This is a genomic window from Paenarthrobacter sp. NPDC018779 (genome assembly GCF_044391085.1).
Taxonomy (GTDB): Bacteria; Actinomycetota; Actinomycetes; order Actinomycetales; family Micrococcaceae; genus Arthrobacter.
The window spans coordinates 1-24,034 of the sequence record NZ_JBIRZS010000035.1 but is presented as its reverse complement, the minus strand read 5'-3'; the positions used below and the strand labels follow the sequence as shown (position 1 = coordinate 24,034).

Here is a 24,034-nt window from a genome sequence, read left to right as displayed (position 1 = left end):
GTTGACGTCCTTGCCCGCCGGGTCGACGGCGAAGCCCTGGCCCAGCCCGCCGAGCGCGGCCGCCGCCGTGGCGTCCGCGTTGGGGGCCAGCTTGCCGTCCTTGGGCTGGAAGGCGAACGCGCCGCGCTCGCTCTCCTTCGCGTCACAGCCCAGCTGGAAGGAGACCAGCGCGTCGTACGGGGACTTGTCGCCCTTCTTGACGGACTCCGGCTTCAGGTTCGCCGCCTTGAGGGCGCCGATGACCACCGAGGTGGAGTTGGCGTCGCTGGGCGTGCCGCTCATCGAGGGCCGGCCGCCGTCGTCGTTCTGCAGTAAAGGCTAGAAGCCCTCGGGCTGCCATTCGCCCGTCACCAGGTAGGTGACCTTGCGGGCTACGGAAACACCGTGGTCGGCGAAACGCTCGAAGTAGCGGCTGGCCAGCGCAACGTCCACCGTGGTGGAAGCGGATTCGTTCCAGTCCTGTGCGGCGATGGCCTTGAAGACGCTGAGGTGGAGGTCGTCCACGGCGAGGTTAATTTTGAGGATGTCGCGGGCAAGTTCAAGGTCTCGGGTTTCGAGGAGCTCGATGACCTTGGCGACGATCTCGATGTCGTGCTGGGCCATGGCCTTGAAGGTCTGGGTCAGCGGGGACGGAATGACGGTGGCGGGGTAGCGGAGGCGCGCCAGCTGCGCCACGTGGCGGGCGAGGTCGCCCATGCGCTCCAGCGAGGCGCTCATGCGGAGCGAACCGACGATCATGCGGAGGTCGCTGGCCACCGGACCCTGGAGTGCCAGGATGTCGATTGCACGTTCATCCAGGCTGTTCTGGAGGAAGTCGATGCGGGCATCGGCTGCGATGACGTCCTGGGCAAGATCGACGTCTGCCCCTTCAAAGGCAGTGGTGGCCTTGGTGATTGCTTCGTGAACGAGTTTGGAGATCTCGATGAGGTCGTCGCCCACCTGGGTGAGTTCCGCCTGAAAAACCTTGCGCACTAAGGCGTCCTTTCCTTGGAAATCCTGTGCCCGTGGTGGCGGCCGGATTTCAAAACCATGGTTAGTCCAACAAGTAACACTGGCAGTCGGCCATGAACTGTTGCGCACCTTTAGGTGAACGTTAGTTGAACCGTCTGTGTTTGGCGCAGGATCCATGCTTTGCCGTGTTTTCACAGCATAAGCTGGACAGGTGGATCCGTTGCTTATAGGTGTCATTGCAGGCCTGGTGGGCCTGTCTTTGGGCGTCTTCGGCATGCTCGCATTCAGGATCAGTGAACGGCAGCGCAGGATTGTTGACCTGGATGTCACCGAACCGCTGCTTCCCGACGGAGCAGCTGAGGTACTCTCCGTGGTTGGCCGCGCGTTCGTGGTGGTGGACGCCATCGACGGCGTGGTCCGGGCCAGTCCCGCGGCGTACGCGTACGGCCTGGTCCGCGGGCACACGGTGGTCCACAAGCAACTCCTGGACATGACCGCCAAGGTCCGCCGCGATGGCGTGATCCTGGAGGACCAGTACGAGCTGCCGCGTGGTCCCTTGGGCAAGGGAGCGATTGTGGTCCAAGTCCGGGCAGCGATGCTCGGCCAGGAATACATCGTGCTGCTTGCCGATGACCGCACGGAAATCACCCGCACCGAAGAGATCCGCAACGACTTCGTCGCCAACGTCTCCCACGAACTGAAGACCCCCGTGGGCGCCATCTCGCTCCTGGCCGAGGCTTTGGAGGCCTCCCCGGATGACGAAGACGCCGTACGCCGCTTTGCCAAGCGCATGCACAAAGAATCGGGCCGCCTCGCCGCGTTGGTGCAGGACATCATCGAGCTGTCCCGCCTGCAGGGCGCCAACGTGGCACAGCAAGGCCACGCCGTGGACATCAATGCCGTGATCACAGAGGCCGTTGACCGCTCCCAGTTGCCCGCCGAGAGCAAGAACATCCAGATGGTGGTGGGCGGCCACTCCGAATCGTTGGTCTTCGGCGACCGCGACCTCCTGGTGACAGCGCTGCGCAACCTGATCGACAACGCCATCCGGTATTCCCCGGAGAACACCCGCGTGGGCGTGGGTGTCCGGACGCGGGAAGGCGTGGTTGCCATCTCCGTCACGGACCAGGGCGAAGGACTCACCCCGGAGGACCAGGAACGCGTATTCGAGCGCTTCTACCGGGTGGACGCCGCGCGCTCCAGGCACACGGGCGGCACCGGCCTTGGCTTGAGCATTGTCAAGCACGTGGTGTCCAACCATGGTGGCGAAGTGACCGTTTGGTCCCAACCTGGCCAAGGCTCCACGTTCACCATCCGCTTGCCGGAGATGGAAGGACAGGACGACGACGCCCTGCCGCCTTCCGCTGGCACCGCGGACGCATCTCCCGGACTGCCGGTGGCCGCCCCTGCCGCCGTCGAACCCCAAAGCGCGACCCAACAAGCTCGCGCACGTCAACAAGCGGGCGCCACGGGCGCCCAAGAGCAAGGAGCCAGCGCTTGAGCCGGATTTTGATTGTGGAGGACGAGGAGTCCTTCAGCGACCCCCTGTCCTACCTTCTGGGCAAAGAGGGTTTTGATGTTGAGGTGGTGGATAACGGCAGCGAGGCCCTGGTGGAGTTCGACCGCAACGGCGCCGACCTGGTGCTGCTGGACCTCCAGCTCCCGGGGACGCCGGGTACCGAGGTGTGCCGCCAGCTGCGCCAGCGCTCCAGCGTCCCGGTGATCATGCTGACCGCCAAGGATTCGGAGATCGACAAGGTGGTGGGCCTGGAACTCGGCGCGGACGACTACGTGACCAAGCCCTACTCTTCCCGCGAGCTCGTGGCACGTGTGCGGGCAGTTCTGCGCCGGCAGGGAGAACCGGAAGAGCTGATCACTTCAACCGTCCAGGCCGGCCCGGTGCGCATGGACATCGAACGCCACGTGGTCAGCGTCAACGGCGAGCAGGTCTCGCTGCCGCTCAAGGAGTTCGAGCTCCTGGAAATGCTGCTGCGTAACTCCGGCCGCGTGCTGACGCGTGGGCAGCTGATCGACCGCGTGTGGGGTTCCGACTACGTGGGTGACACCAAGACCCTGGATGTGCACGTCAAGCGCCTGCGCAGCAAGATCGAGCCGGATCCGTCGGCGCCACGGTACCTGGTTACGGTCCGCGGCCTGGGCTATAAGTTCGAGCCGTAACAGCTCCCGATAGCACAAAGGAAGGGTTCCGCTAAAGCGGAACCCTTCCTTTAGTTTTGTGGCTTGTGGCTCTTAGTGGCCGGCTGCTGCGGACTCGGTGGAAGTCGCAGTAGGAGTGGCCGTTGCCGAGCCGCTGGGGCTTGCCGAACCGCTGGGGGTGGGCAGGTACTTCTGGTACTCGGGAAGCGTGCCGTCGACCACAGGAACGTTGACGGTGCTGGAGTCGGAACCGCTGCGGATGGTCACCGGAGTCAGGCCGCCGGGGCGGGTGCCGGCCGAGCTGAGGATGGCGGCGTCAGCCTGGTCGTTCAGGTAGGTTTCGGAACCTGCCTTGACCGGGATCTCGGTCTGCGAGCCGTTGGCGCCGCTGATGGTCAGCGTGGCGTCGGAGGTGCCCTGGTTGAACACGGCGCCGATGACGCGGCCCGGCTGGTTCTCGCCGGTGGCAACGATCAGGATGTTGCGGAGCTGCAGCTTGCCGAGGTCGGCCCTGACCCCGTCCGATGCCGAGTACTGGTGCGACGTCTGCTGGGCGTTGACGAAGCCGCAGCCGGTTACGGACAGAACGCCGACGCCGATCGCAGCGGCCGCCATAGCCAGCTTGCCGCGCTGGACAGTGTTCATCGCAGGAAAGCGCACGACACCTACTCCTCAAGAGTCATTGGAAAGTTTTCAGCCATAGCCTATCGGCAAACAGGCCGAAACGAGGATTCGGGAGGGCATTGTGGCGAGCTGCGACCGGCCGGACCTGACACTCACTTTGATTGACTAATGCATCTTTCAGGGTTTTCGTCAAGGGGTGGTTTGTGACCCTCTGAGGCCTCTTTCCCTTTATTTGCGCGGGTGCAGGGGCCGTCCGATGCCAGTCGTATGCCTTAATCGTGATAGACTAGTCTGCGGGAAAGGGGAAAGTCCACATGGTTTTTGAGGTCGGCGAGACAGTAGTTTACCCTCACCACGGTGCAGCGAAAATTGAGGAAATCAAGATGCGCACCATCAAGGGCGAAGAGAAGATGTATCTCAAGCTCAAGGTGGCTCAGGGTGATCTGACCATTGAAGTTCCAGCAGAGAACGTTGACCTTGTTGGGGTCCGGGACGTAGTGGGCAAGGACGGTTTGGAGCACGTATTTGACGTTCTCCGCGCCGAGTTCACGGAAGAGCCCACCAACTGGTCACGTCGTTACAAGGCAAACCTGGAGAAGCTTGCTTCGGGCGATGTCATCAAGGTGGCAGAGGTCGTTCGCGATCTTTGGCGTCGTGATCACGATCGCGGCCTTTCCGCAGGTGAGAAGCGCATGCTGGCCAAGGCGCGGCAGATTCTGATTTCAGAACTGGCCCTGGCTGAAAAGACAGACGAAGAGAAGGCAGCAAGCGTTCTCGACGAGGTCTTGGCTTCCTAAGAGTTGATGCCCGGTGGTGCGAAAGCGCCGCCGGGTTTCTTTTTGCCACGAAGTACCCTTGTGATCATGACTCAACCTTCGAAGCGCTCGGTCACAGCCGTCATTGTTGTTGCGGCAGGTTCAGGGGAGCGCCTGGGCTACGGCATGCCCAAGGCCTTGGTGCCCTTGGGCGGTGAAGCCATCCTGATGCACGCCTTGCGTGGCGTGGTGGCTTCCGATGTTGCCCGGCAGATCTGCATTGCCGTGCCCAAGGGGGACACCGAACTCCGCGAACTGATTGCCGAATTCACGGTGGAACTGGTTGACGGTGGCCCCGAAGTCACAGTCGTCGACGGCGGTTCCACCCGCGCGGATTCCGTCCGGGCAGCTTTGGCTGCGTTGGAGGACGGCACTGAATCCGTCCTGGTCCACGACGCCGCCCGGGCGCTCACTCCGGAACGGGTCTTCCAACGGGTGGCCGACGCCCTCGCCTCCGGTGCCAAGGCAGTCATCCCGGCCATGCCCGTGGTGGACACCATCAAGACGGTCTCGGTCACCGACGACGGAGATGCCAGGATTGCGCCCGAAATTGTCACCGGAACAGCGCCGCGCGAACAGCTCAGGGCCGTGCAGACTCCCCAGGGCTTTGAGTTGGCAACACTGCAACGTGCTCACGACGCCGCCGGACTCTTTGACGACAAGCAGTCCGCCTCCGTCACCGACGACGCCATGCTGGTGGAACTCCTGGGTGTCCCAGTCCACGCAGTCCGCGGCGCCAGCCAGTCGCTCAAGATCACTACGCCGCTGGACCTCATCATTGCCGAAGGCCTGTTGGAAGGACCCTTGGGCATGCGTTGGGTGGAAGGCTGATGACGCCCGTTCTTCCCCGTACCGGCATCGGTGTTGACGTGCACGCCTTCGCGCCCGCCGATGATCCGCAACCGCTTTGGCTTGGTGGCCTCTTCTGGGAAGGCGAACAAGGACTCTCCGGCCATTCCGACGGCGATTGCGTGGCCCACGCAGCGGCGGACGCACTCTTTTCTGCCTGCGGAATCGGTGATCTCGGCACGCACTTCGGCACGGACCGCCCCGAGTTCAAAGGCGCTTCCGGTGTGACGCTCCTCGGCGAGGCCGCCAGGATTGTCCGGGCGGCAGGCTTCGAAATCGGCAACGTGGCTGTGCAGTTCGTCGCAAACCGGCCCAAGTTCGGCCCCCGCCGCGAGGAATCCCAACGGGTGCTGAGCGAAGCCGCGGGTGCCCCGGTCAGCGTGACGGCCACCACCAGCGACAGGCTCGGTTTCACGGGCCGCGGCGAAGGAATCTCCGCGGTGGCCACTGCCCTCGTGTATGCGGTCCCGGCCCCAACGAAGGCTGCGAAGAATGACTAAGCCGCGCACCGCCGTCGTACGTTTTTCGGCCGTAACTGGCGCCCTGGCGGCTGCGCTCCTCCTGGGCGGGTGCGGCGGCACGCCCACCATGGACGTCAAGGCCAGCTGCGAGTTCCTGAACAACGATGCTTTCAAGCCGGACGGCAACCAGCAGCAGCAATCGAAGCAGTTGGCGGCCCACTACCACGAGATCGCGGACAAGCTGGCGCCGGAGGTGGCCAACCCCATCAAGGAAATGGCCGCCATCATGGACAAAGCGGCAGCTTCCTCGCTCGGTGCGGCCACCCAGGAACAGCAACAGCAGCTCAAGGTGCAGTTCAACAAGGTGGGGGAGTACTGCAAGTAGGCGGTTCATGGTTCGTCATCGGCTAATCTGGAGCGGTGACCCTGCGCTTTTATGACACCGCCTCCGCCGAAGTCCGCGACTTCGTTCCCCTCGAACCCGGCAAGGCCAGCGTGTACTACTGTGGGGCCACTGTCCAAGGCATGCCGCACGTGGGGCACGTCCGTTCCGCGATCGCCTTCGACCAGCTGACGCGCTGGCTGGAGTTCCGCGGACACAAAGTCACCGTGGTGCGCAACGTCACGGACATCGATGACAAGATCCTGGTGAAGTCGGCGCAGTCGTTCGAGCCGGACTGGTTCTCCGAACCCAGCGCCCGCATGAACGAGGAATGGTGGGCCCTTGCCTACCGCTACGAGCAGGAATTCGAGAAGGCCTACGAAACGCTCGGCGTGCAGCGGCCCACCTACGAGCCCCGCGCCACCGGCCACATCCCGGAAATGCACGCGCTGATCCAGCGCCTCATTGACCGCGGGCACGCGTACCCGGCGCTGGACGATTCCGGCGACGTCTATTTCGACGTGCGCTCGTGGAGCAAGTACGGCTCGCTGACCCGCCAGAACATCGATGACATGCAGGGAGCCCCCGACGCCGACCCCCGGGGCAAGCGCGATCCCCGCGACTTCGCGCTGTGGAAGGGTTACAAAGAAGGCGAGCCCGCCACCGCCAAGTGGGATTCGCCGTGGGGTGCCGGACGGCCCGGGTGGCACCTCGAGTGCTCCGCGATGGTTACCAAGTACCTCGGAAGCCGCTTCGACATCCATGGTGGGGGACTGGACCTCCGTTTCCCGCACCATGAGAACGAGATGGCCCAGTCGCAGGCCGCCGGGGACGAGTTCGCGAATTTCTGGATGCACAACGGCATGGTCACCTACGAGGGTGAAAAGATGTCCAAGTCCATCGGGAACACCGTGAGCCCGGCCGAGATGCTGGAACTCGCTTCACCGCGCGTCGTCCGCTACTACTTGGGACAAGCGCACTACCGCTCGGTGTTAGACTACCGCCCCACCTCGCTGCAGGAAGCCGCTGCCGCCGTCGAACGTATTGACGGTTTCATCACCAAGGCAGCCGCCAAGGTTACACACGACATGGGCGGACCGAAGGCGTATGCCGTGGCGCCGATGGCCCACATGCCTGCCGCCTTTATTGCCGCCATGGACGACGACCTGAACGTTCCGCAGGCACTCGGCGTGTTGCATGAAACCGTCCGGGCCGGCAATACCGCGCTGGCGGCAGGTGACCTGGAGGCCGCAAAATCCGCGTTGTACAGCGTGAATGCCATGACCGGCGTCCTTGGCCTGGACGCCGTCAAGCGTCCCGAGGCAGTGCAAGGCCGCGAACATGCAGCGCTCGACGTGCTGGTGGAAGCTCAGCTTGAAGCCCGCGCCGCAGCCCGGGCTGCCAAGGACTGGGCGGCGTCCGACGCCATCCGCGATACGCTCGCCGCGGCGGGCATCCTGGTCGAAGATGGTGCGGACGGAGCCACCTGGACCCTCAAACGCGACTGACAGAGGGCTCGTCAGCCGAATTGCACTGGGTCAGTAGACTTGATTCCAGACTCATTACAACATCAAGGATGGAATCCCATGGCCAACAACGGTAACCGGTCGGTCAAGAAGAAGAAGGGCCCCACCATCGGAACCGGTGGCCACGGCCGCAAGGCACTCGAAGGCAAGGGCCCCACGCCCAAGGCGGAGGACCGCGTCTACCACAAGGCTTACAAGAACAAGCAGCTGGCCGAGCGCTCTGCTGCCAAGCGTGGTGCCGCACCACGCGGTGCAGGCCCCCGCCGGAGCACGGGTCCCAAGGGACGTGCCACCGAAGAACTCGTTACCGGCCGCAACTCGGTTGTCGAGGCACTGCGTGCTGGCATCCCGGCAAAGGCACTGCATGTAGCCATCCGGATTGAAATGGATGACCGCGTCAAGGAATCGCTCAAGCTGGCGGCCGAACGCGGCATCCCGCTTCTCGAAGCCGGCAAACCCGAGCTTGACCGCATGACCGAGGACGCTGTCCACCAGGGCCTGGTCCTGCAGATCCCGCCGTACGAGTATGGGGATGCCTACGAACTTGCCGAGGAAACCATTACCAAGTGGAAGAAGGGGCACATCGCCAACGCCCCCCTCTTCGTGGCGCTCGACGGCATCACCGACCCCCGTAACCTCGGTGCGATCATCCGCTCCGTTTCAGCGTTCAGCGGCCATGGTGTGATTGTTCCGGAGCGCCGTTCTGTAGGCGTCACTGCCGCGGCGTGGAAGACCAGTGCCGGTGCCGCAGTCCGCGTTCCCGTGGCACGTGCTTCCAACCTGAACAACGCCCTCAAGCAGTTCAAGAACATGGGCATCTACGTGCTCGGCCTCGATGGCGACGGCGACGTATCGCTGCCGGACCTCACGGTTGCCACCGAACCGGTGTGCATCGTGGTTGGTTCCGAAGGCAAGGGCCTCAGCCGCCTGGTCCGCGAAAACTGCGACCAGATCGTCTCGATTCCCATCGACTCGGCCATGGAGTCGCTCAATGCATCCATGGCCGTCGGAATCTCGCTGTACGAAGTATCGCGCCAGCGCGCCTCGTAATCCGTCAGTAAGGCGCCGTAAGCGCCATCCTCCGCGTGCTGCTCCTTCGTCGCTTTGACGCACGCTTCCGGTGGCCCTTGCGGCGCCTTTCGGGCATCCCTCTCTCACCGTTGGGCGCTTTTTGGCGAACGCTCTCTCACCTCTATTTCGGCCGCAGGGGCTGGTGAGAGAGCGTTCGGCCCAGGGGGCGGTTTGGTGAGAGAGGGTTCGGCCCAGGGGGCGGTTTGGTGAGAGAGCGTCCGGGGGCGGGGCGCTAAAAGTCGCGGCGGTTGGCCAGCACTGGGAGCTTTTGGCGGGCTTCGTCCACCACTGCGGGGTCGAGGTCTGCGAAGAGCAAGCCTGGCTCACCCTCCAGCGCTTCCAGCACCTGGCCGAACGGGGATACGACGGCGGAGTACCCAACGCCCGTAGGAGCGGAACCTTTCGTTTCGATTCCCTGGGTTGCCGGATCGCCTTGGCCGCAGGCCAGGACGAACGTGGTGGTGTCCACGGCACGGGCGCGTGCCAGGAGCTGCCACTGCTCGGCCTTCCCCGGTCCTGATCCCCAGGAAGCGGAAACGATGTTCACCACGGCGCCGCGTTGGGCGTTAGCCGTGAACAAGGCCGGAAAACGGACGTCATAGCAGGTGGCCAAGCCAAAGGTGAGGCCACCGGCGTCGAACGTCACGGGGTCTGTGCCCGCCTCAACCGTGTCCGACTCCGCGAAGCCGAACGCATCGAAAAGGTGGATCTTGTCGTAGCTGGCTTCCACGCCCGGACCGGTGGCCAGCAAGGTGTTTCGAACGCGGGGCTTACCGGCATCCGAGTCGGTACCGGGCGTAAACATGCCGGCCACGATCACCAACCCGAGTTCAGCCGCGATGTCGCGGACGCGGCTGGCCCACGGACCGTCGAGCGGCTCGGCGATATCCAGCAGGGAATTCCCAAACGCACGCATCATGGCCTCGGGGAAGACCACCAGCTGGGCACCGCCATCCTTGGCGCGGCGGGCGTACTCCCCGAGGAGCCGCAGGTTGTCGGCAACATCCCGTCCGGTAATGACTTGGGCCAGTGCCACACGCACCATTGGAAACCTCCAGTTCTTTTCGTTTTCAGTATGGCAAGCCGGTCAAGGGAAACACCGTGTGTGTCGTCACATGGACCCCCAAAGAGGCACATACTTGGCGTGGAACTAAACTTGCAAGCAATGGTTATGCCTATTTTGGACACAGCAGCCACGCTGGACGCGTCGCGTCCCATGCCCCTCGGACTGAGCACCCCGCAGCCCGGAGATTTCGGCGTGGCCGGTGGCGCTCACGTCAACGTCGCGGTCTTTGCACCGGACCTGGACCGCGTGGAGATTGCCTATCAGGCGCCCGGCGAGGGCTGGCGCGTGCACACCCTCCCCAACATCGAGGACGGCATCCACTTTGGCCTGGTGAGCGGCATGCCGCCGGGAACGCGGTACGGCTTCCGCGCGGCGCCGTCGGAGGGCGGACTGCCGTTGTCCGTCCCGTCGCTGGATTTCGACGACGACGGCGAGCAGCCGCTCCTGCTCGATCCCTATGGCCGCGCCGTGGACCAGCGGGGCGAGTTCCTGACGAGCGTTCACATGGCCGCTGATTTCGATTGGGGAGATGACGCCGCCCCGCGCACTCCGATGCGGACGTCGGTGATCTACGAAGCCCACGTCCGCGGCCAGACCATGCTGCACCCTGAGATCCCGGAACACCTCCGGGGAACCTACGCGGGCATGGCGCACCCGGTGATGGTCCAGCACCTGACTGAGCTCGGCATCACCGCCGTCCAATTGCTGCCCATCCACTTCCACTTGGATGAGGCACACCTGCAGGACCTGGGCCTCACCAATTACTGGGGCTATAACAGTGCTGCGTTCTTCGCCCCGCATGCAGACTACGCCACCGAGGCAGCCAGGAACGCCGGCCCGCACGCAGTGCAGGACGAGCTCAAGGGCATGGTCAAGCTGCTCCATGCCGCCGGCATAGAGGTCATCCTGGACGTCGTGTACAACCACACGGCCGAGGCTGGACCCGATGGACCCGTCATCAGCTTCCGCGGCTTGGCGGAGAAGCGCTACTACCGCCACGATGCCCACGGACGGTACCTGGACACCACCGGTTGCGGAAACACCATGGACTTCAGCGATCCCGTAGTGGTGCAGCTGGCCTTGGACTCCCTCCGCTACTGGGTGGACGAATTCCATGTGGACGGCTTCCGGTTCGACCTCGCAGTCACGCTTTGCCGCGACGCAGGCAACCAGTTCGATCCCAAGCACCCGTTCCTCCAGGCGATAGCCGAAGATCCCGTGCTTTCCGAGGTGAAACTGATCGCTGAGCCGTGGGACGTTGGCTATGGCGGCTGGCAGACGGGCCGCTTCCCCCAGGGCTGGTCCGACTGGAACGATCACTTCCGCGACGGAGTCCGCCAGTTCTGGTTGTCCGACCGCGCAGCGATCGAGGCGGGTGGACAAGGAAGCTCCGTTGCTGCACTGGCCGAAATCATGGCCGGCTCCGCGGGCTTCTTTGCCCCGTCCGGCAGGTCACGGTTGGCGTCGGTCAACTTTGTCACCGCGCACGATGGCTTCACCCTCACGGACCTGGTGAGCTACGACCGCAAGCACAACGAGGCCAACGGCGAGCAAAACCGGGACGGGCACGGGGACAACCGCAGCTACAACCACGGCTTCGAGGGCCGCAGCGAGAACGAATCGATCGTCGCCGCCCGGGCCCTGTCCATCCGCAACCTCATGGCTACGTTGCTGCTGTCAATCGGCGTTCCCATGATCACCGCAGGCGATGAACTGGGCCGTACCCAGCAGGGCAACAACAACGCCTACTGCCAGGACAATCCCACTGCGTGGCTGGACTGGAGCCGCACCCACGAGGCAAACGCGATGTTCCAAACCACCCGGGAACTGGTCCGGCTCCGGCGGTGGTTCCTTCGGCAGCAGCCTGAAAGCTTCCCCGCCAAGGCCAACGACGCCAGCCTGCAATGGTTTGACGACAAGGGCAAACGGATGACCCCTGCCCGGTGGAACGATCCCAACGTCCGTTCTGTCCAGCTCCTCATGGGGAACGAGAACAGCACGGTCCGTGGGTTGATTGCGGTGAACGGGAGCAACCAGGACCTCAAGATGGTGCTGCCGGAGATCCTCAGCGAAACCGGAATCGGCAAGCGCATGTTCGAACTCCGCTTCACCACCTCCGTGTTGCACGATCACCGCAAGGGTGCGCTGGTGGCGTCAGGCGAGCGGGATATCCTGCAAGCCAACACCATCAATATCTACCGCACCTGAGCGGCCGAACGGCATCAAAGGGAGTCCTCCACATGAAGCGGAGCAAGCTGGCTGCATTCGCAGCCCTGGTGATTGCCGCCGTCGTGCTGGTGGTTGCCATGGTGAGCGGGCAGCAAGCTACGACACCCGGCAGCGCCTTAAGTACGACGCCGGCGCCTCCTGCCGCCGTCAGCGCACCGGCGAACCCTTCCGCACTCCCGGCGGTCAACGCTTCCCAGTTGCCCAAGGAAGCGCGGCAGACGCTCGCGCTGATAGCCAAGGGCGGGCCATATCCCTATCGCGAGGACGACGAAAACTTTGGCAACTTCGAGGGACTGCTCCCCAAGAAACCCAGCGGGTTTTATAGGGAGTACACCGTCGCGACACCAGAAGCCTCCAACCGCGGCGCCCGCCGGATCATCGCGGGCAAGGATGGGGTGAAGTACTACACCCCGGACCACTACGAATCATTCAAGTTCATCGTCGAGGACAAGTAGGAGCCCATGAAGATCTACTCAGCAGACACGTGGACGCTTGAGGAACTGCAGGAGCAAGTCTCTGACGCCGGACGCAGGACCATCCTGGTCCCGCCGGCCGCAAACAAGCAGGCGGTCCTGGAGGTCTTCGGCCAGGTCCTTGATTTCCCCGAGTACTACGGCGTGAACCTGGATGCCCTGAACGATTCGCTGCACGACTTCGCCGACTCGCTCTCGGACGACGGAGACGCCCCCGTGACCATGATCTGGCAGGTCCCCGCCGCCTACCGCACGGACCGCTCCTTCGCCGTGGTCTGCGAAATCCTCCAGGACGCCGAGCGCTACGCAGGCCGCGACCTCGCAGTGATCGCAGTCTTCCAGCACTAACAGCGCCAACTGGCCCCGTGGATCCAACCGTAGGCAAACAAGCAGGGCAGGACTGATCCGGCAGCGCGCGTCAAAGGCGAGGAACGAGCCAGCGCGCAGAGGATTAGTCCTGCCCTGCTTCGCAGGCTTACGCGTTCGCGATCAACCCAAGTTCAGCCTTTGATGCCAGCGCTGAGTGCTTCGGGAACACGCGGACCGTATAGCCAAAGGAGCCCGAGCGGTTGATGACCAGGGAGCCGTGGAAGAGGTGCCGCCCGTTGCCGAGGTCTTCCTTGGCGTCCAGTTCGGCAACCACCACGTCGTCGAGCTCATCGCTTTCCTCGGCGCGGCCGAAGGCTACCTCCACGGAGACGTCCTCCGGTGCCAGGTCGTTGAGGGCCACGTAGGCGTTGACCTGCAGGCTGTCACCAACCTGGGGCTCCTCGGACAAACCGACCGAGTCCACGTGTTCCACCACCACGCCGGGCCAGGCGCCGCGCACCTTGGACGTCCAGGCGGCGAGCTCCTTGGCTTCCTTGTGCGAGTCGGCGCTGGCGCGGCGTCCGGAAACGGCGGCGGGGCAGTAGAGCAGGTTCACGTAGTCGTGGAGCATGCGTTCCGCGGACACGGCCGGGCCCAGGTGCGCCAGGGTGTGCTTGATCATGGACACCCAGTGCGTGGGGACCTTCTCCGTGCTGGATTCTGACGGACCCGCGGCCCCGGCACCCTGGGAGACGGTGGTGCCGTAGAAGCGCGGTGCCACCTGGTTTTCGAGCAGTTCGTAGAGCGCGGCCGCCTCGATGTCGTCGCGTTCGTCGGCGGATGCGCCGTTGTTGGCAGTGGGGATGGCCCAGCCGTTTTCGCCGTCGTACATTTCGTCCCACCAGCCGTCCAGGACGGACAGGTTGAGCGAGCCGTTGATGGCGGCCTTCATGCCGGACGTGCCGCAAGCCTCGAGCGGGCGCAGCGGGTTGTTGAGCCAGACGTCGCAACCGGGGAACAGGGTGCGGGCCATGGCAATGTCGTAGTTGGGCAGGAACACGATCCGGTGGCGTACCTCGGGGTCGTCGGTGAAGCGGACCAGGTCCTGGATCATCTTCTTGCCAGCGTCGTCCGCGGGGTGGGACTTACCGGCGATGACCAGCTGGATGGGATGCTTCGGGTCCAGCAGCAGGGCCTTGAGGCGGGCGGGGTCGCGCAGCATCAGGGTGAGCCGCTTGTAGGTGGGGACGCGTCGGGCGAAGCCGATGGTCAGCACGTCCGGGTCCAGCACCTTCTCGGTCCAGCCAAGCTCTGCGTCAGCGGCGCCGCGCTTCTTCCAGGAGGCACGCAGGCGGCGACGCACGTCCTCGATGAGCTGGACACGCAGTTCGCGGCGTAGCGCCCACACGTCCTCGTCGCTGACGTTGTAGGCCAGGTCCCAGCGGCCAAGGGCTTCGGCTTCGGCACCGAACTGGTGACGGGCAAGGGAGGAGATCCGCGGGTCTACCCAGGTGGGCACGTGGACGCCGTTGGTCACCGAGGTGATGGGCACTTCGGAGTGGTCGAATCCCGGCCACAGTCCGGAGAACATTTCGCGCGAGACCACGCCGTGGAGCTTGGCCACACCGTTTGCGCGTTGCGCCAGGCGCAACCCCATCACCGCCATGTTGAAAACGGAAGGATTGCCGCCGTCGTAATTTTCACGGCCCAACTCCAGGATCCGGTCCACGGGCACATCGGGCGCAAGCCCGGCCTCGAAGAAGTGCTTGATCTGCACTGCCTCGAAGCGGTCAATGCCGGCGGGAACGGGAGTGTGCGTTGTGAACACCGTGGAGGCACGGCCTGCGGCCAGGGCTTCTTCCCACGTGAGGGGATCGTTGGCGTCCGCCATGGCTTCCTGGATGCGCTCGATCCCGAGGAAGCCTGCGTGGCCTTCGTTGGTGTGGAAGACTTCCGGCGCCGGGGTGCCGGTCAGTTCCTGGTACACGCGCAGGGCCTTGACGCCGCCCATGCCGAGCAGGAGCTCCTGCTGGAGCCGGTGGTCGCCGCCGCCGCCATACAGGCGGTCAGTGATGCCGCGGGCGGCTTCGTCGTTGGAGGGCACGTTGGAGTCGAGCAGCAGCAGCGGAACGCGCCCGACGTCGGCACGCCACACGTGCGCGTGGAGTTCCCGGCCGTTGGGCAGCGGGAGGGAAATCTGGACCGGCTTGCCGGGTACGCCATCCTTGGCCGAATGGCGGAGCAGGGTCAGGGGCAGGCCGTCCGGGTCCAGGACGGGGTAGGTTTCCTGCTGCCAGGCGTCGCGGGAGAGCGACTGCTTGAAGTAGCCGGCCTGATACAGAAGCCCTACGCCGATGAGCGGCACGCCGAGGTCGGACGCGGCCTTGAGGTGGTCGCCGGCGAGGATGCCGAGGCCGCCGGAGTACTGGGGGAGTACCTCGGTGATGCCGAACTCGGGCGAGAAATAGGCGATGCACTTTGGCGCGTCCTCGCCCAGGCCCTGGTACCAGCGCGGTTCGCTCAAATAGCGGTCCAGGTCGGCAGCAGCTTCCTGCACGCGGTCCACAACGTCGCCGTTGTTGGCCAGTTCCTGCAGTTGCTCGCGGCTGATGGATCCCAAAAGCGCGATGGGGTCGTGCTGCGCGGACTCCCAGAGAGCCGGGTTGAGGCTCGCAAAAAGCTCCCTGGTGGGCCGGTGCCAGGACCAGCGCAGATTGGTAGCCAGACGGGCCAAAGGCCGGATGGACTCAGGGAGGACGGTACGGACTGTAAACCTTCGAATTGCCTTCACGAGCGCCACACTAACCGACTCACATGGCAGCCGGAACCGGTTTGGGTTTCTTTTAGGTAAAAGACATCTTGCGTCGAGAAGAAAGGTCGTGTGCTTAGCATTCTGTGATTTTTGTCGCTAACGTCGTGCTTGTGACGAATATCCAGCGAACCAGCACCGCTCTGAAATCCAAGACCAAAACGGACATCACCGACGGACTTCGTTTCGGCCGGTTCCCCATCACGGCGGTCCAGCCAGTGGTTGAGGGTGGCCGCTTCCCGGCCAAGGCCCTCCCCGGCGAGGACATCCAGGTGGCCGCCACCGTGTTCCGCGAAGGACACGACCAGCTGGGCGTCTCGGCAGTTCTGCTGGATCCCCGCGGTAAAGAACGCCAGCGGGTGCGTCTTGAACCGTCCCAACAGGAGCAGTGGAAGGGCCGTGACCGCTGGGAAGGCCTGCTGACGCCTGGCGCCGCGGGGCCTTGGACCTTCGTCATCGAAGCTTGGCACGACCGTTACGGTACTTGGCACCACAACGCCGAAGTGAAGGTGGCCGCAGGAATCGACGTTGAGTTGATGCTCGCCGAAGGTGCCGTGCTCCTGGCAGAAGCGGCAGATGACGACGCCGGCCGCAGCGCTGCGGACAAGCGCACCTTCCGTGCAGCTTCCGTGGCACTGGCCGACACCACCAAATCTGCCGAGGAGCGCCTGGGCGCCGGTTTCAGCGCAGAGGTGCTGGCCGCCGTCGGACGTGTCCCGATCCGTGAGCTGGTAACCGTCTCCGAGCGGTTCCCGCTGAAGGTTGAACGCGACCTCGCCGGCCGTGCCGCTTGGTACGAGTTTTTCCCGCGCTCCGAAGGCGCCGTCCTGGATCACGCCACGGGCGTGTGGACGTCAGGCAACTTCCGCACTGCAGCCAAGCGCCTGGACGCCGTTGCCGAGATGGGATTCGATGTCATCTACATGCCTCCGATCCACCCGATCGGATTCCAGCACCGCAAGGGCCGCAACAACACGCTGACCCCGGGACCGCAAGACCCCGGCTCGCCGTGGGCCATCGGCTCCAAGGACGGAGGCCACGACGCCATCCATCCTGAGCTGGGAACCTTCGAGGACTTTGACGCTTTCGTGGCCAGGGCCAATGACCTGGGCCTGGAAGTGGCCATGGACCTCGCGCTGCAGGCGGCTCCGGACCACCCCTGGGTCACCTCCAACCCGGAGTGGTTCACCACCCGCGTGGACGGCACCATCGCTTATGCGGAAAACCCGCCCAAGAAGTACCAGGACATTTACCCGCTGAATTTCGATAACGATCCTGCGGGAATTTCCAAGGAAATCCTGCGGATCGTACAGCTATGGATCAGCCACGGCGTGAAGGTTTTCCGCGTGGATAATCCGCACACCAAGCCGGTGTGGTTCTGGGAATGGCTGATCGGGAAGATCAACAAGAAGAACCCCGAGGTGGTTTTCCTCGCCGAGGCCTTCACCCGCCCCGCCATGATGCATGCGCTGGGCCGGGCAGGCTTCCAGCAGTCCTACACCTACTTCACGTGGCGCAACACCAAGACCGAACTTGAGGAATACTTCCACGAAGTCAGCCACGAAAGCGCCGCCTTCTTCCGACCGAACTTCTTCGTGAACACGCCGGACATCCTCACCGAGTACCTGCAATTCGGCGGACCTGCGGCTTTCAAGGTCCGCGCCGCCCTCGCCTCGACGGCCAGCCCGCTCTGGGGCGTGTACGCAGGCTACGAGCTGTATGAGCACGTGGCCCGGCCCGGCGCCGAGGAGTACATCGACAACGAGAAGTTCGAGTACAAGGCCAGGGATTGGGACGGCGCTGCCGAGTCGGGACGTACCTTGGCCCCGTACATCACGCGTCTCAACACCATCCGCAAGGACCACCCGGCCTTGGGCGACCTGCAGAACCTGACCCTGCACCGGAGTACGGATGACGCCACAATCGTGTACTCCAAGCACAAGACCCTTCCGGACGGCACCAAGGACACACTGATCATTGTGGTCAACGTGGATCCGCACAGCGCCCGCGAGAGCACAGTGTCCCTGGACCTTGCGGCGTTGCACCTGGACCCCGCGGACCTGGATGAGAATGGCCGTTACTGGGTTGACGACCTCATCAGTGGCCAGAGCTGGGCGTGGGGCGAGCACAACTACGTCCGCCTGGACGCCCACGTTGAGCCGGCCCACGTACTCAGCATCCGGAGGCAGCCTTAAGTGAGTTTCTCTCCGCAAAACCCGAGCCAGTACTTCACCCCGAAGAACACCTTCGAGCTGAACGCTCCCGGTCTCCAGCATGATCCCCACTGGTACCGCAAGGCTGTGTTCTACGAAGTACTGGTCCGGGCCTTTGCGGATGCCAACGGCGACGGTTCGGGAGACTTCCAAGGCCTGATCGACAAACTGGACTACCTCCAGTGGTTGGGCGTTGACTGCCTCTGGCTGCCGCCCTTTTTCCATTCGCCCTTGCGTGATGGCGGCTACGACATTGCCGATTACACCTCTGTCCTGGACGAGTTCGGCACCATCAGCGACTTCAAGCGGCTCGTGGCGGAAGCCCACGCGCGCGGCGTCCGCGTGATCATCGACCTCCCGTTGAACCACACCTCGGACCAGCACCCCTGGTTCCAGGAATCCCGTAAGGACCCCACCGGACCCTACGGTGATTTCTACGTCTGGAGCGATACGGACGAGAAGTACCAGGACGCGCGCATCATCTTCGTGGACACGGAGGAATCCAACTGGACCTTCGATCCCATCCGGCGCCAGTTCTTCTGGCACCGCTTCTTCAGCCACCAACCTGACCTGAACTTCGAGAACCCCGCCGTGGTGGAGGCCTTGCACGACGTCATCCGGTTCTGGCTGGACCAGGGCATCGACGGGTTCCGGGCAGACGCCGTGCCGTACCTGTTCGAGGAAGACGGCACCAACTGCGAAAACCTCCCCAGGACCCACGAGTTCCTCCAAGGGCTGCGCAGGATGGTGGACGCGAGCTATCCGGGCAGGGTGATCATCGCCGAGGCGAACCAGCCGCCGCACGAGGTAGTGGAATACTTCGGGACCGAGGATGCGCCGGAGTGCCACATGGCCTTCCACTTCCCCATCATGCCCCGCCTGTACTACGCGTTGAGGGACCAGAAGGCTGCGCCGATCATCGAAACGCTGCGCGAAACACCGGACATCCCCCGGGGAGCCCAGTGGGGAACGTTCCTCCGCAACCATGACGAGCTGACCTTGGAGATGGTGCCTGCGGACGAACGTGCCGCCATGCTCGGCTGGTACGCGCCGGACCCCCGCATGCGGGCCAACATCGGCATCCGACGGCGGCTGGCACCACTGCTGGACAACTCACGTTCCGAGATCGAACTCATCAACGCCTTGCTGTTGTCCCTTCCCGGGAGCCCGTTCCTGTACTACGGGGACGAGATCGGCATGGGCGACAACATCTGGCTGGACGACCGGGATGCCGTGCGCACTCCGATGCAATGGAACCCGGACCGCAACGCAGGATTCTCCAGTGCGGATCCCGGCAAGCTCTTCCTCCCGGTGATCCAGTCGCTCGTGTACAACTTCGGAATGGCGAACGTGGAAGCGCAGGCCGCGCACTCCGGTTCGCTGCTCCGGTGGACCCGGCAAATCCTCAGCGTCCGCAAGAACCACCCCGCATTCGGCTTAGGCAACTTCCGCCACATCGAGGCCGACCACGAGGTGGTTCTTGCGTATGTCCGGGAACTTCCGCCGGGCAATGCCGAAGGCGAGACCGCAGAAACCATCCTGTGCGTCTTCAACCTTTCACAACATCCAGTGGCCGCCTCGCTGGACCTGCCTGAGTTTGTTGGCAGGGGATTCCGGGACATTTTCGGCGGCCAGCCCTTCCCCGCCGTGGGCGATAACGGCCAACTCAATGTCATGTTGGGAAGCCACAACTTCTACTGGTTGCGGCTGCGCTCTGCGTCTTCCAACCCATCGTCGCCCTTTACGCAGGCGATCCCCGTGGTGTCGACCAAAGGATGAGATGAGCAAGGGAACACTTAACCCCGCCATTGAAAGCCTTCTCCGGAACTGGCTGCCCACCAAACGCTGGTTCCCGGTGAAGAATCCAGACTTTGCGCTGGAGCGCGTGGGAGGCTTCCACCTTCCGGACCCGGGAGGGAGGCCAGCCTCGGAGGTCCTGCTGCTCGGGGTGACCTACAGGACAGCCGACGGCGGACCCCGGACCGACGTGGTGCAGGTCCCGTTGAGCTTCCGTAGCCAGCCCCTAACCGAGGCGCCGACGGCCCTGCTTGGCGAGGTAACGGACCCGGAGCATGGCCTGCAACTGGTCTACGATGCCGTATTCGACGACGCGTTTATTGAGTCATGGCTTGAACTCATGCGCCAAGGCGGCGCGGCAGGGGAGGGCACCGTCCGCGGTCACCTCGCGCAGGGACGGGTTGCCTTGCCTGGGCGCCCCACCTCCGTGAAGGTCCTCTCCAGCGAGCAGTCCAACACCTCCGTCATAGTGGACGACGGCGGATCGTCGGCGATCGTGAAGATCTTCCGTGTGTTGGCGGCCGGAAAGAACCCGGAGATCGAGCTGGGGGCGGCACTCACCGCGGCCGGCACCCGCGAGGTTCCCGCCACGCTCGGCTGGATTACCGGCTCCTGGGACTCGGCGGGCAATCCATCGACGGGCGAGCTCACCGTTGCCCACGAGTTCCTGCACGGTGGCCAGGACGCGTGGCGCCTGGCGGTTGAGGCTGCTGCCTCGGGAACCGACTTCACGGCTGAAGCGCGGGGGCTGGGTGCTGCCACGGCAACAGTCCACGCGCGTCTCTCGGAAACCTTCGGCGCCATTGACGGCAGCGGCCAGGGAGCCCACATTGTCGGGACGCTCGCACGGCGGGTCCGCCAGTCGTGGGCTGAGGCGGCTGCCGCCGTCGGGCCTTATGACCAGAGCCTTGAGGAGCTGCTGTCCGCCTTGGACGCCACTGCTGTGGGCCAGTTGCAGCGCGTCCACGGCGACCTCCACCTCGGCCAGATCCTTTGGGTTCCGGGCGGGGAAGGACAGCCGGGCAGGTGGGCCATTCTCGACTTCGAGGGCGAACCCCTGCGCACCATCGAAGAACGTAACACTCCGGACCTGCCGCTGCGCGACGTAGTGGGAATGCTCCGTTCCTTTGACTACGCCGCGGGTGCCGCCGTCCGCGAAAACGCGGATGCCACGGTGTCCGGATCCTGGGTGGAAGACTGCGCTGAAGCCTTCCTTGCCGGTTATGCCGAAGTCAACCCCGGAACCGTGGACCGCGGCTCGCCGCTCTTTGTGGCATTGTGGCTGGACAAGGCCTTATACGAGGTGGTTTACGAGCTGCGGAACCGGCCGGACTGGCTGTCCATTCCGGTGAACGCAGCACGGCAAATCCTCGACAAAACGAGCCGCGGCAAGCACGCTGCGGCTACAGCGGAAGGTAATGACATGACTGGCTCTGCACGCACCGAACGGCCCCGGGTCCCCATGCCGGTGGACCCCGAGACCTTGGCCCGTGTGGCAGCAGGCGCCTACCACGCACCGCACTCGGTGCTCGGCGCGCACCTGGACGACCATGGCCACGTGACCATCCGTACGGTGAAGCACCTCGCCAGGTCCGTAACGGTGGTGACTGAGGCCGGTCGCACGCCCATGGAGCACGAATCCAATGGTGTGTGGGTAGCGGTTTTGGAACCGCTTCAGGCCGGCCACGTGCCGGACTACCGTTTGGAAGTGGTGTACGACGCCGAATCGGTCACCATTGATGACCCGTACCACTACCTGCCCACGGTGGGTGAAGTGGACCTGCACCTCATCGGTGAGGGCCGGCACGAGCGGCTCTGGGATGTCCTGGGCGCGCACCTGCAGGACTACCGCACCTCGCTGGGGGACGTCTCCGGTGTTTCCTTCGCGGTGTGGGCGCCGAACGCACAGGCAGTCCGGGTCAAGGGCGACTTCAACGGCTGGGACGGCCGGAATCATGCCCTCCGGTCCCTGGGCTCGTCCGGTGTCTGGGAAGCCTTCATTCCCGGGGTTGTAGCAGGGGCGTGCTACAAATACGAGATCCTCACCCGTTCCGGTCACTGGGTGGAGAAGGCCGATCCCCTGGCATTTGGCACGGAGGTCCCGCCGCTGACAGCTTCCCGGGTTGTTGACTCCAGCTACCGCTTCAAGGACTCGGAATGGATGGCGGCGCGTGCCCAGCGCGATCCGCACAACTCGCCCATGAGCGTCTACGAAGTCCACCTTGGCTCCTGGCGCCTCGGCCTTGGCTACAAGGAACTGGCCAAGGAACTCGTGGAATACGTGAAGTGGCTTGGCTTCACGCACGTGGAGTTCATGCCCGTGGCCGAGCACCCCTTCGGCGGATCATGGGGTTACCAGGTCACGTCCTACTTCGCGCCGACGTCCAGGTTCGGGCACCCCGACGAGTTCCGGTTCCTGGTTGATTCACTCCACCAAGCCGGCATCGGTGTGCTCTTGGACTGGGTCCCCGCGCATTTCCCCAAGGACTCGTGGGCCCTGGCCCAATTCGATGGCGAGGCGCTGTACGAACACTCCGACCCCGCCCTGGGGGAGCACCCTGACTGGGGCACGTTGATCTTCGACTTCGGCCGACGCGAGGTACGCAACTTCCTGGTGGCCAACGCCCTCTATTGGCTCGACGAATTCCATATCGACGGGCTGCGGGTGGATGCCGTTGCCTCGATGATCTATCTGGACTACTCCCGTGAGGAAGGCCAGTGGCGGCCCAACAAGTTTGGTGGCCGTGAAAACCTTGAGGCGATCTCCTTCATGCAGGAAGTCAACGCCACGGTCTACAAGACGCACCCCGGCGCGGTGACCATCGCCGAAGAGTCCACGGCCTTCCCGGGAGTCACGGCTCCCACCAGCCACGGGGGACTTGGGTTCGGACTCAAATGGAACATGGGTTGGATGCACGACACCCTGAAGTACATCTCCGAAGACCCGGTCAACCGCAAGTGGCACCACGGAACCATCACTTTCTCCCTGGTCTACGCGTTCTCGGAAAACTTCCTTCTGCCCATCAGCCATGACGAGGTTGTGCATGGCAAGGGCTCCATGCTCAGGAAGATGCCCGGCGACCGCTGGCAACAGTTGGCCAACCTCCGCGCCTTCTTCGCCTACCAATGGGCGCATCCCGGCAAGCAACTCATCTTCATGGGCACGGAATTCGGGCAGGAAGCAGAGTGGTCCGAGCAGCACGGGCTCGATTGGTTCCTTGCCGATATTCCCGCGCACCGCGGACTCCAGCTGCTGGTGAAGGACGTCAATGCCGTCTACGCCAGCACCCCGGCACTGTACAGCCGAGACAACGAGGCCGCAGGTTTCCAGTGGATCAATGGCGGAGACGCCGACAAGAACGTCCTGACCTTTGTGCGGTACGACCGCGACGGTAAGGCACTGGTTTGTGCCGTGAACTTCTCCGGCGGGCCGCACGAGGGGTACATCCTGGGGGTTCCGTCGGCAGGGGAGTGGAAGGAAGTGCTCAACACCGACGCCGAAGTCTATGGCGGTTCGGGTGTGGTGAACACCGGGACGTTGAAGGCTGTCTCGCCCGGCACCGATGGCCAGCCTGCAGCGCTGACCGTAACACTTCCGCCGCTCGGTGCCTCGTGGTTCACGTTGGCTGACTAGTCTGCTGTGGCGGACAGAAGGGCCCGGTCTCAATGAGGCCGGGCCCTTCTTCCTTGTGTTTCCGGGGCTGCCACGGCCTCCGAGGGGGCCGTTCTCCCTCGGTTTTGCGATCGGGGGAGAGTAGGCGTATAGTTAGTACCCGCGCTGCTCCTCGAGCAGGGATCGCAAGCTGACAAGAAACCGCAAGGAAAAATCAAGTCAAGCTTGCCGATTTGAATCGAAGGAAGCGCGCGGGTAAGTTTGAAAAGTTGCTCCGGAGCGATCCAGTCGTTTGGTTGGTGGTGCCGGTTAGTGTCTGTTGTTTGAGAACTCAATAGTGTGCCAAGTTTGTTGATACCGATTGTTTTATTGATTGGTTGAAATTATTTGCCAAGTCATTGCGCACCCCCGTGTGTGGTGGTTTGGTTTTCAGCTGGTTTCGAATTTTTGCAGCTGCTTCTTGCCGTGATTTCCGGTGGGGGTGGTTGTGTTTCGTTTTTTGTTTTTGAACGGAGAGTTTGATCCTGGCTCAGGATGAACGCTGGCGGCGTGCTTAACACATGCAAGTCGAACGATGAACTGGTGCTTGCACCAGGGATTAGTGGCGAACGGGTGAGTAACACGTGAGTAACCTGCCCTTGACTCTGGGATAAGCCTGGGAAACTGGGTCTAATACCGGATATGACTCC

At 63.7% G+C, this 24,034-nt stretch carries 19 protein-coding genes and 1 rRNA gene; 15 read left to right on the top strand and 5 right to left on the bottom strand.

Features of this window, described 5'->3' with window-relative positions:
* On the bottom strand, window positions 1–282 hold a 282-nt coding region (locus ACH488_RS21070; RefSeq protein WP_397326533.1), incomplete at its 3' end, for a hypothetical protein.
* 36 nt (window positions 283–318) lie between these two features.
* Entirely contained in the window at window positions 319–972 is a 654-nt protein-coding gene (gene phoU, locus ACH488_RS21065) for a phosphate signaling complex protein PhoU (RefSeq protein ID WP_397326532.1), read from the bottom strand.
* 199 nt (window positions 973–1,171) lie between these two features.
* On the opposite strand from phoU, the gene ACH488_RS21060 reads away from it, so the two are divergent.
* Both ACH488_RS21060 and ACH488_RS21055 read left to right on the top strand, forming a co-directional pair.
* Window positions 1,172–2,452: a sensor histidine kinase gene (locus tag ACH488_RS21060; RefSeq protein ID WP_397326536.1), complete on the top strand. Its 1,281-nt coding sequence runs from the start codon at window positions 1,172–1,174 to the stop codon at window positions 2,450–2,452.
* Entirely contained in the window at window positions 2,449–3,129 is a 681-nt protein-coding gene (locus tag ACH488_RS21055) for a winged helix-turn-helix domain-containing protein (protein WP_397326530.1), read from the top strand. Before ACH488_RS21060 ends, ACH488_RS21055 begins: the two co-directional genes overlap by 4 nt.
* Before the next feature lie 72 nt (window positions 3,130–3,201).
* Here the strand turns inward: ACH488_RS21055 and ACH488_RS21050 are convergent, their stop codons facing one another.
* The gene (locus tag ACH488_RS21050) at window positions 3,202–3,753 is read right to left on the bottom strand and encodes a hypothetical protein (RefSeq protein ID WP_397326535.1); all 552 of its coding nucleotides are present in this window, start codon (window positions 3,751–3,753) and stop codon (window positions 3,202–3,204) included.
* Between the two features lie 293 nt (window positions 3,754–4,046).
* Here ACH488_RS21050 and ACH488_RS21045 point away from each other — a divergent pair, with 293 nt between their 5' ends.
* The 6 genes from ACH488_RS21045 to rlmB all read left to right on the top strand — a co-directional run bounded on the left by ACH488_RS21045 (window position 4,047) and on the right by rlmB (window position 8,815).
* Window positions 4,047–4,529, top strand: coding sequence for a CarD family transcriptional regulator (locus ACH488_RS21045; RefSeq protein WP_009357288.1), 483 nt, complete (start codon window positions 4,047–4,049; stop codon window positions 4,527–4,529).
* 66 nt (window positions 4,530–4,595) lie between these two features.
* Window positions 4,596–5,378: a 2-C-methyl-D-erythritol 4-phosphate cytidylyltransferase gene (gene ispD / locus ACH488_RS21040; protein WP_397326529.1), complete on the top strand. Its 783-nt coding sequence runs from the start codon at window positions 4,596–4,598 to the stop codon at window positions 5,376–5,378.
* Complete coding sequence (ispF, locus tag ACH488_RS21035; protein ID WP_397326528.1) at window positions 5,378–5,896, top strand: 2-C-methyl-D-erythritol 2,4-cyclodiphosphate synthase; 519 nt, start codon at window positions 5,378–5,380, stop codon at window positions 5,894–5,896. Before ispD ends, ispF begins: the two co-directional genes overlap by 1 nt.
* Window positions 5,889–6,242, top strand: coding sequence for a hypothetical protein (locus ACH488_RS21030; protein ID WP_397326527.1), 354 nt, complete (start codon window positions 5,889–5,891; stop codon window positions 6,240–6,242). The genes ispF and ACH488_RS21030 overlap by 8 nt, the downstream gene beginning before the upstream one ends.
* 35 nt (window positions 6,243–6,277) lie before the next feature.
* Window positions 6,278–7,747, top strand: coding sequence for a cysteine--tRNA ligase (gene cysS / locus ACH488_RS21025; RefSeq protein WP_397326526.1), 1,470 nt, complete (start codon window positions 6,278–6,280; stop codon window positions 7,745–7,747).
* Window positions 7,748–7,825: 78 nt separating this feature from the next.
* Window positions 7,826–8,815, top strand: coding sequence for a 23S rRNA (guanosine(2251)-2'-O)-methyltransferase RlmB (rlmB, locus tag ACH488_RS21020; RefSeq protein WP_397326525.1), 990 nt, complete (start codon window positions 7,826–7,828; stop codon window positions 8,813–8,815).
* 253 nt (window positions 8,816–9,068) lie between these two features.
* On the opposite strand, the gene ACH488_RS21015 is transcribed toward rlmB, so the two are convergent.
* Complete coding sequence (locus tag ACH488_RS21015) at window positions 9,069–9,878, bottom strand: carbon-nitrogen hydrolase family protein (protein WP_397326534.1); 810 nt, start codon at window positions 9,876–9,878, stop codon at window positions 9,069–9,071.
* Between the two features lie 123 nt (window positions 9,879–10,001).
* On the opposite strand from ACH488_RS21015, the gene glgX reads away from it, so the two are divergent.
* The 3 genes from glgX to ACH488_RS21000 are packed head-to-tail and all read left to right on the top strand — an operon-like array spanning window position 10,002 to window position 12,952.
* Window positions 10,002–12,110, top strand: coding sequence for a glycogen debranching protein GlgX (gene glgX / locus ACH488_RS21010; protein ID WP_397326524.1), 2,109 nt, complete (start codon window positions 10,002–10,004; stop codon window positions 12,108–12,110).
* Window positions 12,111–12,142: 32 nt separating this feature from the next.
* A complete protein-coding gene (locus ACH488_RS21005) occupies window positions 12,143–12,586 on the top strand; it encodes a ribonuclease domain-containing protein (protein WP_397326523.1) in 444 nt (147 codons plus the stop codon).
* A gap of 6 nt (window positions 12,587–12,592) precedes the next feature.
* Entirely contained in the window at window positions 12,593–12,952 is a 360-nt protein-coding gene (locus tag ACH488_RS21000; RefSeq protein ID WP_397326522.1) for a barstar family protein, read from the top strand.
* Between the two features lie 127 nt (window positions 12,953–13,079).
* On the opposite strand, the gene glgP is transcribed toward ACH488_RS21000, so the two are convergent.
* Entirely contained in the window at window positions 13,080–15,704 is a 2,625-nt protein-coding gene (gene glgP / locus ACH488_RS20995) for an alpha-glucan family phosphorylase (RefSeq protein WP_397326520.1), read from the bottom strand.
* Window positions 15,705–15,835: 131 nt separating this feature from the next.
* Here glgP and ACH488_RS20990 point away from each other — a divergent pair, with 131 nt between their 5' ends.
* The 4 genes from ACH488_RS20990 to ACH488_RS20975 form a co-directional block, all read left to right on the top strand.
* A complete protein-coding gene (locus ACH488_RS20990; protein ID WP_397326519.1) occupies window positions 15,836–17,917 on the top strand; it encodes an alpha-1,4-glucan--maltose-1-phosphate maltosyltransferase in 2,082 nt (693 codons plus the stop codon).
* Window positions 17,918–19,714, top strand: coding sequence for a maltose alpha-D-glucosyltransferase (gene treS, locus ACH488_RS20985; RefSeq protein WP_397326518.1), 1,797 nt, complete (start codon window positions 17,918–17,920; stop codon window positions 19,712–19,714).
* A 1-nt stretch (window position 19,715) separates the two neighbouring features.
* The gene (locus tag ACH488_RS20980) at window positions 19,716–23,366 is read left to right on the top strand and encodes a 1,4-alpha-glucan branching enzyme (protein ID WP_397326517.1); all 3,651 of its coding nucleotides are present in this window, start codon (window positions 19,716–19,718) and stop codon (window positions 23,364–23,366) included.
* 485 nt (window positions 23,367–23,851) lie between these two features.
* A 16S ribosomal RNA gene (locus ACH488_RS20975) occupies window positions 23,852–24,034 on the top strand; the annotation flags it as partial.

Bases quoted from the DNA above. Each gene is read 5' to 3' on its own strand.
- ACH488_RS21050 (WP_397326535.1), bottom strand. From the start codon at position 3,753: ATGAACACTGTCCAGCGCGGCAAGCTGGCTATGGCGGCCGCTGCGATC.
- ACH488_RS21045 (WP_009357288.1), top strand. From the start codon at position 4,047: ATGGTTTTTGAGGTCGGCGAGACAGTAGTTTACCCTCACCACGGTGCA.
- ispD (WP_397326529.1), top strand. From the start codon at position 4,596: ATGACTCAACCTTCGAAGCGCTCGGTCACAGCCGTCATTGTTGTTGCG.
- ispF (WP_397326528.1), top strand. From the start codon at position 5,378: ATGACGCCCGTTCTTCCCCGTACCGGCATCGGTGTTGACGTGCACGCC.
- ACH488_RS21030 (WP_397326527.1), top strand. From the start codon at position 5,889: ATGACTAAGCCGCGCACCGCCGTCGTACGTTTTTCGGCCGTAACTGGC.
- rlmB (WP_397326525.1), top strand. From the start codon at position 7,826: ATGGCCAACAACGGTAACCGGTCGGTCAAGAAGAAGAAGGGCCCCACC.
- glgX (WP_397326524.1), top strand. From the start codon at position 10,002: ATGGTTATGCCTATTTTGGACACAGCAGCCACGCTGGACGCGTCGCGT.
- ACH488_RS21005 (WP_397326523.1), top strand. From the start codon at position 12,143: ATGAAGCGGAGCAAGCTGGCTGCATTCGCAGCCCTGGTGATTGCCGCC.
- ACH488_RS21000 (WP_397326522.1), top strand. From the start codon at position 12,593: ATGAAGATCTACTCAGCAGACACGTGGACGCTTGAGGAACTGCAGGAG.
- ACH488_RS20980 (WP_397326517.1), top strand. From the start codon at position 19,716: ATGAGCAAGGGAACACTTAACCCCGCCATTGAAAGCCTTCTCCGGAAC.